18 protein-coding genes are annotated in these 19,135 nt (G+C 35.7%); 2 read left to right on the plus strand and 16 right to left on the minus strand.

Annotation, left to right across the window (positions count from 1 at the left end):
* Window positions 1–17 precede the first annotated feature (17 nt).
* Complete coding sequence (locus THEWI_RS10780; protein WP_014063448.1) at window positions 18–350, minus strand: hypothetical protein; 333 nt, start codon at window positions 348–350, stop codon at window positions 18–20.
* A 315-nt stretch (window positions 351–665) separates the two neighbouring features.
* On the opposite strand from THEWI_RS10780, the gene THEWI_RS10785 reads away from it, so the two are divergent.
* Window positions 666–1,916 carry a transposase gene (locus THEWI_RS10785; protein ID WP_014062776.1) on the plus strand — a complete coding sequence of 417 codons (1,251 nt, stop codon included), beginning with the start codon at window positions 666–668 and terminating at the stop codon, window positions 1,914–1,916.
* A 1,208-nt stretch (window positions 1,917–3,124) separates the two neighbouring features.
* Window positions 3,125–3,523, plus strand: coding sequence for a four helix bundle protein (locus tag THEWI_RS10795; RefSeq protein WP_014063449.1), 399 nt, complete (start codon window positions 3,125–3,127; stop codon window positions 3,521–3,523).
* Window positions 3,524–4,063: 540 nt separating this feature from the next.
* On the opposite strand, the gene glmS is transcribed toward THEWI_RS10795, so the two are convergent.
* From glmS to buk (THEWI_RS10870), 15 genes are all read right to left on the minus strand, one after another.
* Entirely contained in the window at window positions 4,064–5,890 is a 1,827-nt protein-coding gene (gene glmS / locus THEWI_RS10800) for a glutamine--fructose-6-phosphate transaminase (isomerizing) (protein ID WP_003870038.1), read from the minus strand.
* 260 nt (window positions 5,891–6,150) lie between these two features.
* The gene (gene glmM / locus THEWI_RS10805) at window positions 6,151–7,494 is read right to left on the minus strand and encodes a phosphoglucosamine mutase (protein ID WP_014063450.1); all 1,344 of its coding nucleotides are present in this window, start codon (window positions 7,492–7,494) and stop codon (window positions 6,151–6,153) included.
* A gap of 68 nt (window positions 7,495–7,562) precedes the next feature.
* Window positions 7,563–8,162 carry a lysophospholipid acyltransferase family protein gene (locus THEWI_RS10810; protein ID WP_003870040.1) on the minus strand — a complete coding sequence of 200 codons (600 nt, stop codon included), beginning with the start codon at window positions 8,160–8,162 and terminating at the stop codon, window positions 7,563–7,565.
* Between the two features lie 121 nt (window positions 8,163–8,283).
* Window positions 8,284–8,859, minus strand: coding sequence for an indolepyruvate oxidoreductase subunit beta (locus tag THEWI_RS10815; RefSeq protein ID WP_003870041.1), 576 nt, complete (start codon window positions 8,857–8,859; stop codon window positions 8,284–8,286).
* 6 nt (window positions 8,860–8,865) lie between these two features.
* Window positions 8,866–10,599 (minus strand): indolepyruvate ferredoxin oxidoreductase subunit alpha, encoded by a 1,734-nt coding sequence (iorA, locus tag THEWI_RS10820; protein WP_014063451.1) that lies wholly within the window; start codon window positions 10,597–10,599, stop codon window positions 8,866–8,868.
* Window positions 10,600–10,628: 29 nt separating this feature from the next.
* On the minus strand, window positions 10,629–11,519 hold the full coding sequence (locus tag THEWI_RS10825) for a bifunctional enoyl-CoA hydratase/phosphate acetyltransferase (protein ID WP_014063452.1): 891 nt from the start codon (window positions 11,517–11,519) through the stop codon (window positions 10,629–10,631).
* A 38-nt stretch (window positions 11,520–11,557) separates the two neighbouring features.
* Window positions 11,558–12,115 carry a 2-oxoacid:acceptor oxidoreductase family protein gene (locus THEWI_RS10830; RefSeq protein ID WP_003870044.1) on the minus strand — a complete coding sequence of 186 codons (558 nt, stop codon included), beginning with the start codon at window positions 12,113–12,115 and terminating at the stop codon, window positions 11,558–11,560.
* A gap of 2 nt (window positions 12,116–12,117) precedes the next feature.
* Window positions 12,118–12,867, minus strand: a complete 750-nt coding sequence (locus THEWI_RS10835; RefSeq protein WP_003870045.1) for a thiamine pyrophosphate-dependent enzyme — start codon at window positions 12,865–12,867, stop codon at window positions 12,118–12,120.
* A complete protein-coding gene (locus THEWI_RS10840; RefSeq protein ID WP_014063453.1) occupies window positions 12,867–13,934 on the minus strand; it encodes a 3-methyl-2-oxobutanoate dehydrogenase subunit VorB in 1,068 nt (355 codons plus the stop codon). The genes THEWI_RS10835 and THEWI_RS10840 overlap by 1 nt, the downstream gene beginning before the upstream one ends.
* A gap of 15 nt (window positions 13,935–13,949) precedes the next feature.
* Window positions 13,950–14,162, minus strand: coding sequence for a 4Fe-4S binding protein (locus THEWI_RS10845; protein ID WP_003870047.1), 213 nt, complete (start codon window positions 14,160–14,162; stop codon window positions 13,950–13,952).
* A gap of 14 nt (window positions 14,163–14,176) precedes the next feature.
* Entirely contained in the window at window positions 14,177–14,851 is a 675-nt protein-coding gene (locus THEWI_RS10850) for a hypothetical protein (protein WP_006569555.1), read from the minus strand.
* Between the two features lie 14 nt (window positions 14,852–14,865).
* The gene (gene buk, locus THEWI_RS10855) at window positions 14,866–15,939 is read right to left on the minus strand and encodes a butyrate kinase (protein ID WP_208854416.1); all 1,074 of its coding nucleotides are present in this window, start codon (window positions 15,937–15,939) and stop codon (window positions 14,866–14,868) included.
* An 88-nt stretch (window positions 15,940–16,027) separates the two neighbouring features.
* Complete coding sequence (locus tag THEWI_RS10860; protein ID WP_014063455.1) at window positions 16,028–17,095, minus strand: Glu/Leu/Phe/Val family dehydrogenase; 1,068 nt, start codon at window positions 17,093–17,095, stop codon at window positions 16,028–16,030.
* A gap of 37 nt (window positions 17,096–17,132) precedes the next feature.
* Window positions 17,133–18,029, minus strand: a complete 897-nt coding sequence (gene ptb, locus THEWI_RS10865; protein ID WP_003870051.1) for a phosphate butyryltransferase — start codon at window positions 18,027–18,029, stop codon at window positions 17,133–17,135.
* A 13-nt stretch (window positions 18,030–18,042) separates the two neighbouring features.
* Window positions 18,043–19,107, minus strand: coding sequence for a butyrate kinase (gene buk, locus THEWI_RS10870; protein ID WP_208854417.1), 1,065 nt, complete (start codon window positions 19,105–19,107; stop codon window positions 18,043–18,045).
* Window positions 19,108–19,135: the final 28 nt, after the last annotated feature.

The following is a 19,135-nucleotide window of genomic DNA, read 5'->3' on the forward strand; positions in this document are numbered from 1 at the left end:
AATGTTCCTATACCTTTTCAATCGACATACTCCCGTCTTTTTTGTTCTTCTAATTCCCTAAAGAAGGTATAAACCATATTCCGCAGCAAGCGGCTAATAGTTAAATTGTAGCGCTGTGCGAGGCTTTTGATATACTCAAGCTCTACATCAGAAACTTTTATATTAACCATCTTCCCTGTCTTTGACTGGAAAGTATAGTCTTCCAAAAGTTGGTCAGGATGAAAATTATAAAGAATATACATAATCATTTTCGCACGCGTAGCAGCTATTTTGTTTTGTACTGCATATTCCTTTAGTTTTTTATGCATTGCTGGGCTCACTAAGGCCCAAATCTGATGCGGCTTTCTCACAAAATATATCCCTCCCTCTCTTTAATCATAGCATAACAAAAAATAAAATTCATCAAGCTTTTTTAGATTTTTCTTTAAATTTGTGAGCAGTAAAACCAGCTCAGAACCTCTAAAACGCTTAATAACCAAACCAATACAGAGATTTCGCAGATTAAAAAACAAATAGTGCTTAGCCAATGATATGACAAGGATTAGATGAATAATAATTGAAGCATGTAAATTCCGATTTTTACTGGAAAAAAATTTAGTGTTTAAAAATAAAAACATCCTTTCTATAATGAATCTTGTAACCAATTCAATAGAAAGGATGTTAAGATGAACAAGTGCTATTTAAAACAAATGCTCACCTACTTCTCTAAGGTATACCATCTTGGAGAAAAAATCAAGGGGTTAAAAGATGGAAGATTAAATCCTCAAATTGAGACTTCAACTATTTCTTTTATAGTCTTGCTTACATTTATCTGTAGACTTAAAAGTTTTAATAGACTTGAACATTGGCTTAAAAAAAGAAGATTTAAAAATTTATTTCCAAAGAAAACAAGATTGCCCCATATTGATGCTGTTAGACGTTCCTTAAGTAGTTTTGATATAAACGGTTTGAATATTTTGCATGATCATATAATAAGCACTATATTCAAAAATAAGGTATTTAGAAATGGTACAATAGATGGAATAAAGGTTGCTGCTATTGATGGAGTTGAGATATTTGAAAGTACAAAAAAGAGGTGTGAAAAATGCCTTACCCGTGTTGATAAACAAGGAATAACTCATTACTTCCACAGAGCAGTTGTTTGTGCAACTGTGGGTTCTGATCCCCATATTGTATTAGGCTATGAGATGTTAGAACCTAAAAAAGACCTTTCAAATAAAGATGAAGGTGAAATTACTGGAGGTAAAAGACTTATTAGAAAGCTTTATAAAAAATTTCATCATTTTGCAGATGTTATAGTTGCGGATGCTTTGTATTGCAAAGCATCATGGATTATGGAAGTTCTAGCAATTGGAATGGATGCAGTTATCAGAGTAAAAGATGAAAGGCTTCATATTGTTAAAGACGCATTAGGACTGTTTCAAAGACGTGAAGCTGACAAACAATGGATAGTGCGTGAAGGAAACACAAAGAAGATTATCGTTAGTGCTTGGGATGATGATGGATTTGAAATGAGGGGTATGGATATTAAGGTGAGATTTATAAGATTTTTAGAGAATATTCAAGAAGGTGATAAGAAAGAGTTAAAAGAAGTCTGGATTGTAACCACCAACAAAAATATTTGTGTTGAGACTTTATGGAAGATAATACATAAAAGATGGGATATTGAAAATAATGTATTTCACCAATTGAAAGCAGAGTGTCATTTTGATCATTGCTATTTGCATAGCCCTAGGGGCGTAGAGGCTATAGTTGAATTCATGATGATAGCCTTTAACTTGACCCAATTATACTTTTTTAGAAACATTAGGGGATTTAGAGGGAAAAGACATTTGCAGATAAATATAATAGAAGATCTGAAAGATGAAATGTTGATAATTATGAATTGGATTAATCCAATTTTTAACACTACATAGTTGATAATAAAATTGGAAGTATATCTTTTCGATATAATGGGGAGGGGGAAAGTGTATCTATATACACGGCCTACGGCCTTTTCAAATTCCAAAATTTCAACAAAATAGAATACGTCTGATTTCCTGTCAAGAAAAAAGTTTTATTGGAAATTAGATGCGAAATCTCTGAAACCAATATAGCAAAAATCGTTAAAATTATGTTTTTAAGTTAAAATTGACAAATTATTTTGGTTTATTCCAAGTATTCTATGTATTTCTTGCAATAATAACGTTTTTTAGCGGTAAACATTAAATAGCCTCCATGCTTGGAGCATTTTTAAAATCGTAAATACACTATCCGCATTTCAACTCTCGTTTTTACCAATTGTGATTTTATTAATATGGGCCAACATGTATTAATACAAATTAATATGTATTAATACAAATTAATTTATGTTAATACGTCTTAATATGAATTAATGAAATCAATCAACATGATCTTATTGCTTCAAATGGAAAAATGGAAGCATTTTCAAAAGGCTTTCGTTTTTAAAAACCTAACAACAAATTCAAAATCATAATTCGTTTTTAAAAACGTGTGCCTCATACATACCACTGAATTCCTTTTTTCTTTTCAAAAACCTATTTCAACTTACTTCAAGCTTTTCTTATAATTTTTTATTAAAAAAACATTGATGCATGAAATAATCAATGGTAGAATATTCATACGCTATGAAAACTAATCTGAAATGAGTTGACATATATGATAAAATATGTCAAATTTGTTTGTTCGCCAAAAGGTATCTTTTGGATCTGCGTGCGGCGAAAAGATTTCTGGCGAGATGAGGTTGAAATAGCAGTCCCGAATGAAAACCAACAATTGGAAACGGTATACAAAAAAACATTTTTCTTACCCCTAAATCTGTTTACAACATTTGCAGCAAGATTTGCTGAAGCCTTTGTAATATAAATACAATTTTGATTTTAAAAACGAAAATCTTTGATTAAGGTTTCGCATATTCAAAATCGTTCCGTTCATTTTTAAAAACGAAAAATAAAGCCTCTACTCTGAGAACCAGGGTAGAGGCTTTTCCTTTTATAGTTCTATAAAAAACTTTTATTTTCTTAATCCTTGTGCCAATAGCCACTTAGTAAAATTTGATTTTAAAGTCCCTTTTCAGTTATTATAAGAGCAAATAATAACATTTTAAGAAGGGAGAGTGATAGGGATGAAGAAAAACGATTATAGTATAAAAGATTTCAAGACACTTAAAGTCTGGCAAAAGGCAAGGGAATTGACTCAAGATATATATTTAATCACTGCTAATTTTCCTCAGTTTGAAACATATGCAATAAAATCACAAATAATAAGGGCCGTTACCTCCATTGGCGCCAATATTGCTGAGGGCAACGGCCAGCTTTATAAGAAAAAACAGATAAACTTTTTAAATAATGCACTCGGCAGTGCATCGGAAACGCGGCACTGGCTTATTATTGCTGCTGATAATGGATATATTTCTCAAGAAGATTATATTGTTCTTGAGCAAAAAACCATTGAAATAATTAAGATGTTGATCGGCTGTATCCGAAAACTGCAATATCAAGCAGGAGATGAGGAAATAGCATAACTTTTGTCTTGTTTCTGCCATTTATAAGATATTTCAAAACAAGGTTCAAGGATCTAATAAATACAAGAAAAACTTTTTTCCCTTTTTGGAACGACTTTTTTACCCACGGAAAAACTTCAACCAAAAACAATTTCAAAACTTGATCCTTATCTCCTTTTTCCTTGCCCCTAACTATGTTAATTTAAAAAAACCCTTTCCATTTCCAATCCCTCAAACCCGCATAAAATCTACATGGCATTTTCTGGGAGGTAATAAAGTTTTTCCGTAAATAAGCTATATTTCGACTAAAAATTCCCAATCATGCTCCTATTTTGTGCGAAAAAAGTTTGTCCGAATGGGCAGGTTCAAGGGCAAAAGGAAAAAGGGATAAGTGGTGTAAAACCCTCATCTCTCAAGGCCTTACCACTTATCCCTCACCTTGTTCAATGATACTTGCCCATTAAACCCTTTCCCTTTTCCCTACCCAAACGGAACCACTTTTTTCACACAGGGAAAAGATTTAAATGAAATATACATTTCGCATGGGTGGGAGGAATATCCTTATTCTACTGTAACTGACTTTGCAAGATTACGCGGTTTATCTACGTCACATCCTTTTTCTACTGCCATATAATATGCTAAAAGTTGCAAAGGCACAACTGTCAATACTGGAGTAAGCTCTTTAAGCGTTTCAGGTATATATATTACTTTATCTACAACGCCCTCCAGCTGCAAATTACCTTGCTTTGCAAAGGCGACTAAAAAACCACCTCTTGCTTTTACTTCTTTTATATTACTAAGCATCTTTTCAAAAAGGTCATCTTGTGTTGCAAGAGCTATCACAAGTGTTCCCTCTTCTACAAGGGCCAAAGTACCGTGTTTTAATTCACCAGCCGGATAAGCCTCTGAATGAATATAGGATATTTCTTTGAGTTTTAAAGAACCCTCCATAGCAACGGCATAGTCCAGTCCTCTTCCAATGTAAAATACGTCTTTTGCATTATAGTGTTCAGAGGCAAATTTTTGTATTACATCTTTGTTGTCAAGTAAATACTGAACTTTTTCAGGAAGTTTCTTTAATTCTGTGCAAAGTTCCATAACCTTTGTTTTAGTTATTGTCCCTCTTTTTATTGCAAGGTCCATAGCTACAAGATAGAGAGCTATAAGTTGCGTAGTATAAGCTTTGGTAGAAGCAACAGCTATTTCAGGACCTGCCCATGTGTATAGTACATCATCTGCTTCTCTGGAGACAGAACTTCCAACGACGTTTGTAATGGCTATAACTCTTGACCCTTTTTTCTTAGCTTCTTTTAATGCAGCAATGGTATCTGCTGTTTCCCCCGACTGGCTTATTACAATTGTAAGAGTTCTTTCATTTACTAAGGGGTTTCTATATCTAAATTCTGAAGCGACATCTACTTCAACAGGTATTCTCGCAAGATTTTCTATGACGTATTTCCCAACAACACCCGCATGATAAGCTGTTCCACAGGCTACAATAAAGATTTTATCTATCTTTTCAAGGTCTTCTTTAGTAATTTTCACATCATCTAAAACTATTTCTGAATCATCAATTATTCTGCCTCTTAATGTATCTTTTATAGCACTTGGCTGCTCGTGAATTTCTTTTATCATGAAATGTTCATAACCGCCCTTTTCAGCCGCCTCTACATCCCATTTTACTTCAAAAAGCGATTTTTCTACTTGCCTTCCAAACATGTCTATAAACTCTACGCTGTCTTTTTTAATTATGGCAATCTCATGATCATCAAGAAAATATACACTTCTTGTATGTTTTAATATAGCTGGGATATCAGATGCAATAAAGTTTTCACCATTGCCTATTCCAACTATAAGAGGTGCTTCTTTTCTTGCAGCTACAATCATATCGGGATTGTTTTTGCACAAAACGCCTAAGGCATAAGAACCTTCAATTCTGTCTAAAACTTTTTTCACAGCCTCTACTATATCGCCATTGTAATAATACTCCAGCAAATTTGCTACAACTTCTGTATCAGTCTCAGACTTAAAGGTATAACCTTCCTCTAACAGCCATTTCTTCAGTGGAAGATAGTTTTCAATTATGCCATTGTGGACTACTGCAATTAGCCCTGATTGGGATAAATGAGGATGGGAGTTTGTATCAGATGGTTCACCATGCGTAGCCCACCTTGTGTGTCCTATGCCTATTGTCCCTACCATATTATCTTTTTCAACAAGCTCTTTTAGGACGTTTAATCTTCCCTTCGCTTTCTTTATATTTATATTGCCATCATTTAAAATGGCAATTCCTGCCGAATCATAGCCTCGATACTCCAATTTTGTCAAACCTTCTAAAAGTATTGGCGTCGCCTGTTTATCGCCAATATATCCTACAATTCCACACATACTCGGTCTCCTCTCACTTTTGTAATAAATACTCATCCCTGCCCAGACTGCTTTATGCCACAGTCGCCTGTGGTTTTACCAGTCCTTTATCGGTCGCAGAAAACCGCAGGGCACCCGCCGATAACTCGATAAACCCTGTCCTCGTCAGCTTAAAGTATACACTTTAAGCCCAGGCGCTTTTTTAATTTTTAATCCTTACCTTCTTTTACTCTTCTTCAATAGGCATCCCCCCTTTCAAATAATACCTTTCGCACTTTTATTTAATTTAATTTTCTTTCTATTAATTCAGCAAGTTCTTTTGCCATTTGACTAATTTTATCATAATCTTTTCCTTCTACCATAACTCTCACAAGAGGCTCAGTGCCCGAGGGTCTTATAAGTACTCGTCCTTCTCCTCTCATTTCCCTTTCTAAGTTTTCAATTTCCCTTTTTATTTCTTCATCCTCTAAATAAGCATGTTTTAACTCATTTTTTACTTTTGCGTTTATAAGAACTTGTGGGTAAGTAACCATGCAGGCAGCTAACTCTGACAATTTTTTGCCACTTTCTTTTAAAATAGAACAAAGTTTTAAAGCAGTAATTTCCCCATCTCCAGTAGTATTGTCATTAAGGAAAATAATATGGCCTGATTGTTCGCCACCAATAGAATATCCGCCTTTTATCATTTCTTCTAAAACATATCTGTCTCCTACTTTTGTCCTTATGAGATTAATCCCTTGCTCTTTAAGTGCAATCTCAAAGCCTATATTGCTCATAACTGTTGCCACAACTGTGTTATTTTTTAACCTACCTTTTTTCTTTAAATCTATAGCACATATTGCCATTATGTGGTCTCCATCAACAACATTTCCTTTTTCATCAACTGCAATAAGTCTATCAGCATCTCCGTCAAAGGCTAAACCTATGTCGGCCCCATTTTCTATGACGAGTTGTTGCAATTTTTCAGGATGAGTAGACCCACAATTGACATTTATCTTTTCCCCTATAGGCTCTGCTCCATGTAATATGACTTCCGCCCCTAGTTCTTTAAATAGAATTGGCGCTACTGTGCTGCTAGCTCCATAAGCACAATCAATTACAATTTTCATTCCTTTTAAATCCCCATCAATAGTAGACTTTAAGAACTCTATGTAATCTCTATGAGAATTTGTGTATTCTTTCCTGGTACCTATTCCCGTTCCAATAGGAGAAGGCAACTCAATTTTTTCTTTTATTATATTTTCTATTCTATCTTCTACTTCATCTGGCAATTTATACCCATTTTTATCAAAAAATTTTATCCCATTGTACTCTACGGGATTATGAGATGCCGATATCATAACTCCAGCATCTGCTTGATATAATCGGGTAAGGTAAGCTACCGCTGGTGTAGGAATTATCCCCACACTTATGACCTCCGTCCCTACAGAGGTAAGACCAGCAGCTAATGCGCATTCTAGCATGTCGCTAGAAATACGGCTGTCTTTTCCCACTACAATTTTGGGCCTATGACTTCCTTCCGTCAAAGCATATGCTCCTGCTCTTCCTAGTTCAAAAGCAAGTTGTGGAGTCAAGTCATAATTAGCTATACCTCTAACACCATCTGTACCAAACAACCTTGCCATTTTCTATCTCCTCTCAATAAATCATACGATAATATTTTATCACAGTGAAAACCATATTTCAATTTACACTATTCCTCCAACATTGTTAATATATTTTGCATAACTTTGTCTCTCAATTCAACAATTTCCATCTTTATATCAATATTCAGATTTGGGTAAATTGGTTCCCCTATTTTTAGTTCAATTTTTCCCCTAAATTTGGGAAAATATTTGCCAAAAGGTAGTATTTCTCTTGTGCCTTTTATAGCCACTGGCACAATGGGCTTTCCCGATTTATATGCTATATACATAGCCCCTTCATACATTTTTTCTACTTTACCAGTTGGTGATATTCCTCCTTCTGGAAATAATCCTATAGAATTTCCCTCCTTTAGTCTAAATAACGCCTGTTTTATGGCATTTAAATCAGGCGAATTTTTCTTTATGGGAATTGCTTTATCAATTTTTAAAAAATATTTTAAAAAACGTCTTTTATAAAGTTCAGAACTTGCTAAAAATATAACGGGTCTTTTTACAGAACAGGCTACCACAACTGGGTCTAGCAAACTTTGATGGTTTGCAACAAAAATACAAGCTCCCTCAGGCAAATTTTTCTCATATTTTACTTCAAAGGAATAGAATATCTTAAGAATCAATTTAGCAATAAGCCGTAAAATTCTATATAACAAAAAAATAATACCTCCCTTCCTCTAATGACAAATTCAATAAAGTCAGCGCTATAAGATATATTCGCCACAATCTTTAACAATCCTTCTTTTAATAAAAAATGGAGGAAATTATCTCCCCCTCTTAGATTACCTCCAGCCCTTTTCTAAAGGCATTTGTATTTAATTCAACAAATTTTTGTGGCACGTTATTTTTTATTACCTCTTCCCAATCAATGCCTTGTAGTCCTAAATATTTAACAAGTACTCCTAAAAGAACTATATTTTGAGCCTTTATATTTCCAAGGCTCTCTGCTATTTTATCTGCATCTACTGCAATTGTCTTTACGCTTTTTGATATTTCCTCAATTAAGTTCTTGGGATACTCTTCTTTGCTTATGAGCACAGAAAGTGGAGGTATTTCTACCGTATTTACAATGACAACGCCGTCTTTTTTAAGATAATTTAACCATCGCACAGCTTCCATTTTTTCAAAGGCTACGATAACATCAGCAGCCCCAACTTCAATGACTGGAGAATAAACTTTTTCTCCAAACCTTATTTGAGTATTGACACTTCCTCCTCTTTGAGACATGCCGTGGACTTCTGACATTTTTACATCATAACCACTTTTTAGTAGCCCCTCTGCCAATACATTGCTGGCTAAAATAGTGCCTTGCCCTCCTACCCCTACCATTAATATGCTCTTTACTTCTTGCACTTTGTTTCACCTCACCTTTACTATAGCATCAAAAGGACATACTTGCATACAAACTGTACACCCTGTACACTGGTCAGGATCTATGCTAAATATTCCATCTTTTTTGCTTATAGCAGGACAACCTATCCTTAGACACAAACCGCATTTTTTGCATTTATCTTGGTCTATTCTACACTCTCCCTGAGGTCTCGGAGGAATCAAAGCACAAGGTCCCCTTGCTACAATTACCATTATATCGTCAGTATTCATAGCTTCATCAACAGCATTTTCAACTTCTTTTAAGTTAAAAGGATCAACCACTCTTACTCTTTTTACTCCTATTGCTTCACTTAATTTCGCTATATCTATTTCTGGAGCCTCTTCTCCCATCAAAGTTTTCCCAGTTCCAGGATTGTGCTGATGCCCCGTCATAGCTGTTATGCGGTTGTCAAGAATTATAGGTACAGCATTTCCTTTATTGTAGACTATATCAATCAAACCTGTTATTCCTGAATGGAAGAAAGTTGAGTCACCTATTACACTAAAAATCTTTTGTTTCCTTCCTTTGTGTTCATTGGCCTTTTGGAATCCGTGAGATCCAGAAATACTTGCTCCCATGCAAACACAGGTATCTATAGCTTCCAGTGGAGGAGCTGCCCCTAAAGTATAACATCCAATGTCGCCTAAGACTGGAACTCTCTTTTTTTTCAATACGTAGAAAACTCCCCTGTGAGGACATCCTGCACAAAGCATAGGAGGTCTACCTAGCACTTTTGTATCAACTGATATATGCTCTAATTCTTCACCCTTTATAGCTTTTCTTATTATACCAGGATTTAATTCCCCTACTATCGGCAATATCTCTTTGCCTATGACTTTTATTCCTAAGCTTTTTACATATTCTTCGATGTAAGGATCCAATTCCTCTACAACGTATAGTTTTTTAACTCCTTCTGCGAATTTTTTTATAAGCTCTGATGGCAAAGGATAAGTCATTCCTAATTTTAAGATTGAAACTTCATCTCCAAAAACTTCTTTTACATAAAGATAGCTTATACCACTGGTAATTATGCCAATTTCTCTATCATTCCATTCTATTCTGTTAATAGAAATTTCTTCTGACAATTGTCTTAAAGCCTTTAACCTTTCTTCTACAACTACATGCCTTTTTTGTGCATTAGCAGGCACCATTACATATTTAGGAATATCTTTTTTATAAGGTTTCATCTCTACATTTTGCCTTTCACCTAATTCTACTACTCCTTTGCCATGACTTACCCTTGTTGTAAGCCTTAACAAAACAGGAGTATCGTACTTTTCACTTATGTCCAATGCGTATCCTACAAAATCTTTACATTCTTGACTGTCTGAAGGTTCTAACATGGGTATTTTAGCAAATTTTGCATAATACCTATTGTCCTGTTCATTTTGTGATGAGTGCATTCCAGGGTCATCTGCCGTTACAATTACACACCCCCCATTAACACCTGTATATGCAAAAGTGAAAAGTGGGTCTGCTGCCACATTAAGGCCAACATGTTTCATAGCAGCAAGACTTCTTGCGCCTGCGATAGAAGCACCAATTGCTGCTTCAACAGCAACTTTTTCATTTGGCGCCCATTCAGAATATATTTCTTTGTACTTAGCTATATTCTCTATTATCTCTGTGCTTGGTGTACCAGGGTATGCAGCAGCAAAAGTGATGCCGTACTCATAAGCACCTCTTGCTACTGCTTCATCGCCCATCATTATTTTTTTCATTCATTTTCCCCCCATTTAATTTATCGTTATCAAAAAGATACTGCACAGGCAAAAGCTATAGAATTAAACTTATCTTCGTGGGAATCAGCTCTTGAAACTAGAACAATTGGCGCTTTTGCTCCTACCACAATTCCTGCACTTCTTGCCTTTGCAAAATAAGTAAAGCTTTTACCTAAAGCATTTCCTACCTCTATAAATGGCACCAACAAAATATCGGCATCTCCTGCAACCTCACTTTTTACTCCTTTGTGAATTGCCGCCTCTTTGCTTATGGCAAGGTCAAAAGCTAAAGGACCATCTACTATTCCTTCTATCTCACCTCTTTGGTTCATTTCCTTTAATTTAGCGGCTTCAACAGTGGAAGGCATTTTAGGGTTTACCACTTCTACCGCCGACAAACACGCTACTTTAGGATTTTCTATTTCTATAGCTTTTGCCACTTTAATAGCATTTTTTAAAATTTGCACTTTTTCTTCTAAAGTAGGACTAATATTCATTCCTCCATCAGTCAAAAGCAATAACTTGTGATAGTTGGGAATTTCATAAACCATTACATGACTGAGTAGTCCTTCTCCTCTAATTCCGTATTCGCCGTCAAGTACAGCTTTTAAAAGAGTAGCCGTAGGAATAAGGCCTTTCATGACAAAAGAAGCCCTACCTTCTCTAACTTCTAAAACTGCCCTTTTGCATTTTTCCGACTCTTCTTTTTCATCAATTATTTCATATTGCTTAATATCAATGCCTATATCTTTTGCAATAGTTTCTATTTTTTCTTTAATACCTACCAATATAGGATTTCCTATCCCTTCTTTTCTTGCAGATTCGCATGCTAACAATACTTCACAGTCTTCTGCCCCTGCCACAGTAAATATTTTTTTGAATCCTTTTGCTTTCTCTACAATTTCACTTAATTTTTTCAAATTTACACCTCCTACAGAAAAAATAACCTCCGAAGAGGTTATTTTTTAGTTGTAATGAGACTTTTTACTAATTCTGCTCCCCTATTTAACGCTTTTTCATTTATAGGCATCAAATGCTCTTTACCTTTGCCAAAGACCTCAGGCAGAGCTTTTAGTACTGTTTCCATTTTTACAACTTTAGTGGCTTCTATGAAAGCTCCTAGCATCACCATATTAGCAATTTTTAAATTACCCAATTCATTAGCAATATCATTGGCAGGTATCTCATACACTTCTATATCTTTTCTCTCTGCTTTTCTATCTACTAATGAAGTATTTATGAATAATTTTCCACCTGGTATCACATAAGATTCATATTTGTCTAAAGAAGGCCTATTCATTACAACTACAGAGGTAGCCTCTGTAATAATTGGAGAGCCTACTTCCTCATCTGATACAGTGACATTACAATAAGCAGTTCCTCCTCTCATTTCAGGACCATAAGAAGGAGTCCAAGACACATTTTTCCCTTCAAACATTCCCGCATAGGTAATTATAAGCCCCATTGATAAAACTCCTTGACCACCAAAGCCTGCAAAAATTATTCTTTCTTCCATAATTACTTAACCTCCTCTAAGGTGTTTTTATACACACCCAAAGGGTAATACGGTTCCATGTGCTCTTTTATCCAATTTAATGCCTCTACCGGTGTCATACCCCAGTTAGTAGGACAACTAGAGAGCACTTCTATCATAGAAAACCCCTTCTTTTGTATTTGAGCTAAAAATGCATTTTTTATGGCTTTTTTAGCCTGCATTACATGTTTTACATCGTAAACAGATACTCTTTCAATATATGCTGTACCCTCAAGGGTTGCCAGCATTTCACTCACTCTAATGGGATAACCATTTATTTCCGGCTTTCTTCCGTAAGGAGTAGTAGTTGTTTCCTGACCAATTAATGTAGTAGGAGCCATTTGGCCTCCTGTCATTCCATAGTTAGCATTGTTGACAAAAATAACTGTTATATTTTCTCCCCTTGCAGCCGCATGAACAATCTCTGCTGTTCCAATAGCTGCTAAGTCTCCATCTCCTTGATAAGTAAACACAATTTTATCAGGATGAACTCTCTTAATACCTGTAGCAACTGCTGGAGCCCTCCCATGAGCTGCCTCTTGCATATCACAATTAAAATAGTCATATGCAAATACAGCACATCCTACAGGAGCAACACCTATTGCCTTATCTAAAACATCTAACTCTTCCATAATTTCAGCTACTAACCTGTGGATTATACCATGAGTACAGCCTGGACAATAATGAAAAGGCGTATCTGTCAATCCCTTTGTTTTTTGAAATACAACAGCCATTATTTCACACCCCCTGCTATTTTCTTAATTTGTTCTAGCATCACAGATGGTTCTGGTATCATACCACCTGGCCTTCCGTAGAAATAGACCGGCTTTTTGAATTGTACTGCAAGTTTTACATCTTCTACCATTTGTCCCATGCTCATTTCTACAGTCAAATAAGCTTTTGCGGTATCAACTGTCTTTTCGAAAGGCTCTTTCGGGAAAGGCCACAAGGAAATAGGTCTTATTAATCCTACTTTATACCCTTCTCTTCTTGCAATATTCATCACATTCTTTGCTACGCGGGCAATAGTACCATAAGCAACTAAAATAACATCCGCATCTTCGCAATTTATCATTTCATATCTCACTTCATTCTTTTCAGCCTTTGCATATTTTTCAAATAATTGATAATTATATTTCTCTAATACAGGTGGATCGATATATAAAGAATTGATTATGTTTCTATGCTCTCTATTTCCTCTTCCTGTAGTAGCCCATGTTTTTTCTGGAATATCTCTCTTTCTTTTTTGAATATTTTCAAAATCTACAGGTTCCATCATCTGACCTAACATCCCATCTCCCAATATAACAACAGGGTTCCTATATTCATCTGCAATATCAAAAGCTTCTTGGACTAAATCTGCCATTTCTTGGATTGTAGAAGGAGCAAGGACAATCAATCTATAATCTCCATGGCCTCCTCCTTTTGTAGATTGAAAGTAATCTCCTTGAGCTCCTTGAATATCTCCTAATCCTGGGCCACCCCTCATTATATTCACAATTACACAAGGTACTTGAGCACCTGCAAGATATGAGATACCTTCTTGCATAAGACTCAAACCAGGGCTGCTGGTGGAAGTCATAACACGAGCTCCTGCTCCACCTGCTCCATATACCATATTTATAGCAGAAACTTCACTTTCTGCTTGTAAAAATACGCCACCTACCTCTGGCATTCTCTTTGCCATGTAAGCTGTAACCTCATTTTGAGGTGTTATAGGATAACCAAAGTAATGTCTACACCCAGCTTGAATAGCTGCTTCCGCTAACGCCTCATTACCTTTCATTAATACCTTAGCCATCTTACTCCCCTCCATTTATTTTATAACTGTTATAACAGTATCAGGACACATCATAGCGCAAAATGCACAACCTATACATTTGTTCATATTTTCCGGTTTAACAGTGGCAGGATGATATCCCTTCACATTTATTTTGCTCATGTCCATTTCAATAATCTTCTTGGGACAAGCATTTACACACAATTCACAACCTTTACATAAATCTTCATTAAAAATAACTTTTGCCACATAAATTCCTCCTCTCACATTTTATCCCATGGAGTTTTCATATAAAGGTCAATTGGAAATATCGGATATCCTAAGTCAGGAACTTTGTTGAGCAATTCTCTTTTTACAGTCACCATCTTAATAGGTATCCCTGTAATTTTTGAGACTTCCTCCACCACTTTTTGACCTTTTAAAATATCCTCTACTGTTGTTTCATAAGATAAATGAGTATTGTTTACCAAATGAGTTACTTTAATTTTAGCTGCTTCTTCAATCGATTTAAGATATTCAATGACCGATTCTACATCTTTTGTAAGTGGCCTGTTTACATTAACTACAAATAATACTTCTGCATCTTGATCCTTTATTATATGCCGATACTGACCTAATGGAGTTGCTCCTACATCGTCTCCCCCAACATCGAAGACTGCATATTTATCCTTGCTGTATAATGCCCCGTAGATGTTGCGGGAAATAGCAGGCACATCTGCATTCATATATTTCTCTTCTACTCCTGCTACTCGTATTCCCCACTTATCAAAAAGTTCTTTTCTCACTTCCCTCGACCTAAAATATGGATTTACAATATCTAAATCGACTATTTCTACCTCTTTTCCTGATTCTCTTATAAACTTAGCATAATTTATTGCAACCTCGGTCTTACCTGTACCGTAATGCCCTACTACAATTGTCAACCTTTTGAAATCCATTATCCATCATCCCTTTAACTATACATTTTAGCTTTTTCTTCACCGCTAAGTACCCGATATGCCCCCTGCGCCAAAGCTAACATTTCATCCTCACCAGGGTATACATAAACAGGAGCTATAAATTTTACTCTTTCACTTATCCTTTTTACAAAATCCTCGTTATACGCAATTCCACCTGTAATTCCTACTGCATCTACCTGGCCTTTTAAAACTACTGCCATAGCTCCAATTTCTTTAGCTGTTTGATAGGCCATAGCTTCTAATATCAATTCTGCTTTTTTATCTCCTTCTTCAATTTTTTTATAAACTTTTCTTACATCGTTAGTTCCTAAATGTGCCACTACTCCTCCTTGGCCTATTAACTTCTTTTTCATCTCCTGATAGGTGTATTTGCCACTATAACATAATTTTACTAAGTCAAGTACAGGAAGGCCTCCTGCCCTTTCTGGAGAAAAAGGCCCTTCTCCATTTAGAGCATCATTTACATCTACTACCCTGCCGTGTTTATGAGCCCCAACAGATATACCACCACCTAAATGAGCAATAATTAAATTTACTTCTTCGTACTTTTTGTGTAAGTCAGCAGCTAAACGGCGAGCAATTGCTTTTTGATTTAACGCATGGAATATACTAGATTTTTCAATCTCAGGCATCCCTGTTATTCTCGCTACATCCTCTAACTCATCCACTACTACAGGGTCTACTATATAAGCTGGAATATTGTGTTCTTTAGCTAAAGTATAAGCAATTATACCCCCTAAATTGGAAGCATGTTCTCCTCTTTCAGCCTTCTTTAAATCCTCTATCATTTTTTCATTTACAATATAAGTTCCACTTTCTATTGGCTTTAAAAGTCCGCCTCTCCCTACTATTGCATCAATTTTTGAAAGAGAAATGCCTTTTTCTTTTAACATATTTAAAATCGCCTGAGTTCTAAATTCAAACTGGTCAATAATACTTTTATACTTACTAAGCTCTTCAGTATTGTGCCTTAAAGTTTCAGTAAAAAGGGGCACTGTGTCCTTAAACACAGCAACTTTTGTAGATGTAGAGCCGGGATTTATCACAAGAATTAAAGGCAAAACAATCCCCTCCGTGCTATCAATTTATATTATATTACACTTCCTTTTTCTATCAAAATTTTTAAGGAAAGGGCAAGCAAAAAACCGCCCACCCTTATTTGACAATATAATTGTCTTTTACAGCAGCAATGGTCTTTATCCTCTCTTCTGCCACTCTATCTGCTGCTGCATATGTCGGTATGTTCTCTTCTTTAGATTTCTGTATAACCTTTTTCACTGTATCAAATATCATAGAAACTTTTCTCATAGCCCTATCTCTGTTATAGCCAGAAGGATTAAGCTCATCAGCTACATTTATAACCCCACCAGCATTTATAATGTAATCAGGCACATAGAGTATGCCTTTCTCTTGCAATATATCCCCATGCCTCTCTTCTTTTAACTGGTTATTAGCTGAACCTGCTACTATCTTACACTTAAGTTGCGGTATCGTTTCATCGTTTATTATCGCTCCCAAAGCACAAGGCGCAAATATATCGCATTCTACCCCATAAATCTCATCCGGTTTCACATATTCAGCTTTAAATTCCTCTACTGCCCTCTTTACATTGTCTTCAAATATGTCTGTCACAATTAGCTTTGCCCCTGCTTCATATAAGTGTTTCGCTAAATTGTAGCCTACATTTCCTACACCTTGTATTGCAACTACTTTTCCTCTTAAATCTAAAGTTCCAAAAATCTCTTCAGCAGCTGCTTGCATACCCCTATAGACTCCATAAGCTGTAAAAGGAGACGGGTCTCCACTGGTTTCTGCTAACCCTGCTACATATTTCGTCTCATAGCGTATATATTCCATATCTTTTAAGTTAGTTCCAACATCTTCTGCTGTTATATATCTTCCTTTTAGTGACTCTATATATCTTCCCAAGCTTCTAAATAGTGCTTCAGATTTATCTGTTCGAGGGTTTCCTATTACAACTGTTTTACCTCCACCTAAGTTTAGGCCCGCAGCAGCATTTTTGTATGTCATTCCCCTTGCAAGCCTTAATGCATCATTTATTGCATCCTCTTCTGAGTCATAAGTCCACATCCTACATCCGCCTAAAGCAGGACCTAAAGTTGTGTCATGAATTGCAATTATCGCATTAAGACCTGAAGTCTTGTCATGGCATAAAATCACATTTTCATAATCTTTAGTTTCCATTATTTCAAATATTTTCATAAAATATCTCCTCCTATTTAATAATCAACTTTAATAATCAAACATTAGAAGCAAGAGATGCCAACATTATAGAATTAAATTTAGCTTCACTGGAGTCTGCCCTTGAAGTCAAGACAATCGGCCTTTTTGCCCCCATTATTATTCCTGCTATCCTTCTTTCTGCTATATAGGTTATAGCTTTATACAGCATATTACCAGCTTCAATATCTGGAACTAAAAGAATGTCAGCATTACCTGCAACAGGGCTTATTATCCCTTTATGCCGCGCTGCTTCTACTGATAAAGCATTATCAAGAGCCAACGGCCCATCTATTATAGCCCCTTTGATTTGACCTCTTTCACTCATTTTTGAAAGTATTGCTGCATCTAATGTGGCTTGCATATCAGGATTAACTGTTTCAACAGCTCCTAAAACTGCAACCCTTGGAGCATCAATTCCAATTTGCCTTGCAACGTCTACTGCATTTAAAATTATGTCTATTTTCACTTTCAAATCAGGGGCAATATTCATTGCTGCATCTGTCAAAAGGATAAGCCTGTTATAAGGAGATTCAAAAACAGCCACATGACTTAAAGTTCTTCCAGTGCGAAGACCAATTTCCTTATCTAAAACAACCCTTAATATCTCTGCCGTCTGTACAAGGCCTTTCATCAATATATCAGCTTTGCCTTCGCTCACAAACTTTACAGCTTCGCGACAAGCTTCTAAGTTACTTTTTGTGTCTATTATTTCGTGATCCTTTAAAGGCATTGATATTGAAGAAGCTATCCTTTCTATTTTTTCTTTATCACCAACTAATATTGCTTTTACTATTCCTCTTTCATGAGCTTCTTTAATCGCTTCTAATACATCTTCATCTGCCGCTTGAGCTACTGCTATAGTTTTGGGAGGCAAGTCTTTTACGTAATTATACATTTCTTCAAATGTTCTCATATCATACACCTCATCAGCTATAAATCTTGGGCTTTTCAATATTTCTTAAAACTCTTAATGCACCATCTCTTAAAGCTTCCATTTCATCTCCCCCTGGATAAAGAGTTATAGGTGCAATAAAGCTCGTCATATCAATGATTATCTCTATTAGTCGTTTAGAATAAGCAAGTCCACCAGTTAAAATTATTGATTTCACATCCCCCTTTAATACTGCCGCCATTCTGCCAATTTCCTTTGCAATTTGATAAGCCATAGCTTCAAAAACTAATTTAGCTTTTTTATCACCATTTTGTATTCGCTTTTCTACTTCTCTCGCATCATTTGTCCCAAGATGTGCTACCATCCCACCCATACCTACAATTTTTTTCTTCATCTCATCAAAACTGTATTTACCAGAATAACAAAGGTCAACAACTTTCATCGATGGCAGGCTTCCTGTCCTCTCAGGAGAAAACGGCCCCATTTGATTTGCATTGTTTACATCTACAATTTTTCCTCCTTTAATTGCTGCTACAGAAATGCCTCCCCCCATGTGAGCTACAACAAGATTTAACTCTTCTTCCTTAATATCATTTTCTTTAGCATAGCGATGTACACAAGCCTTTATGTTTAAGGCATGAGATTGGCTTTTCCTTGGAAGCTCAGGGAGGCCAGAAATTCTTGCAACATCTTCCATTTCATCAACAGCTACAGGATCTAATGTATAAACAGGAATATTATGCTTATCTCCTATAGCTCTTCCAATTAGTCCACCGAGATTTGAAGCATGTTCACCTCCAACTCCCCTTCTCAAATCCTCAAGCATAATATCGTTTACAAGATAAGTACCACTTTGAACAGGTCTAATAAGTCCTCCTCTTACCACAATTGCAGATATTTCTTTCAAGTTTATGTTGTTTTGCTCTATCCAATCATTTATAGCATTTAACCTTAAATCAAATTGCTCAATGATACTCTTATATCTTTTAAGCGCTTCAATGTCGTGGACAATCTCCGTTTTTACAATTTCTTTTTCCTCTTCATACAATGCCACTTTAGTAGAAGTAGAACCCGGATTAATAACTAAAACTTTCAACAGGTTCACCTGCCCTTCTTAATACATAATA

The organism is Thermoanaerobacter wiegelii Rt8.B1 (genome assembly GCF_000147695.2).
Taxonomy (GTDB): domain Bacteria; phylum Bacillota; class Thermoanaerobacteria; order Thermoanaerobacterales; family Thermoanaerobacteraceae; genus Thermoanaerobacter; species Thermoanaerobacter ethanolicus.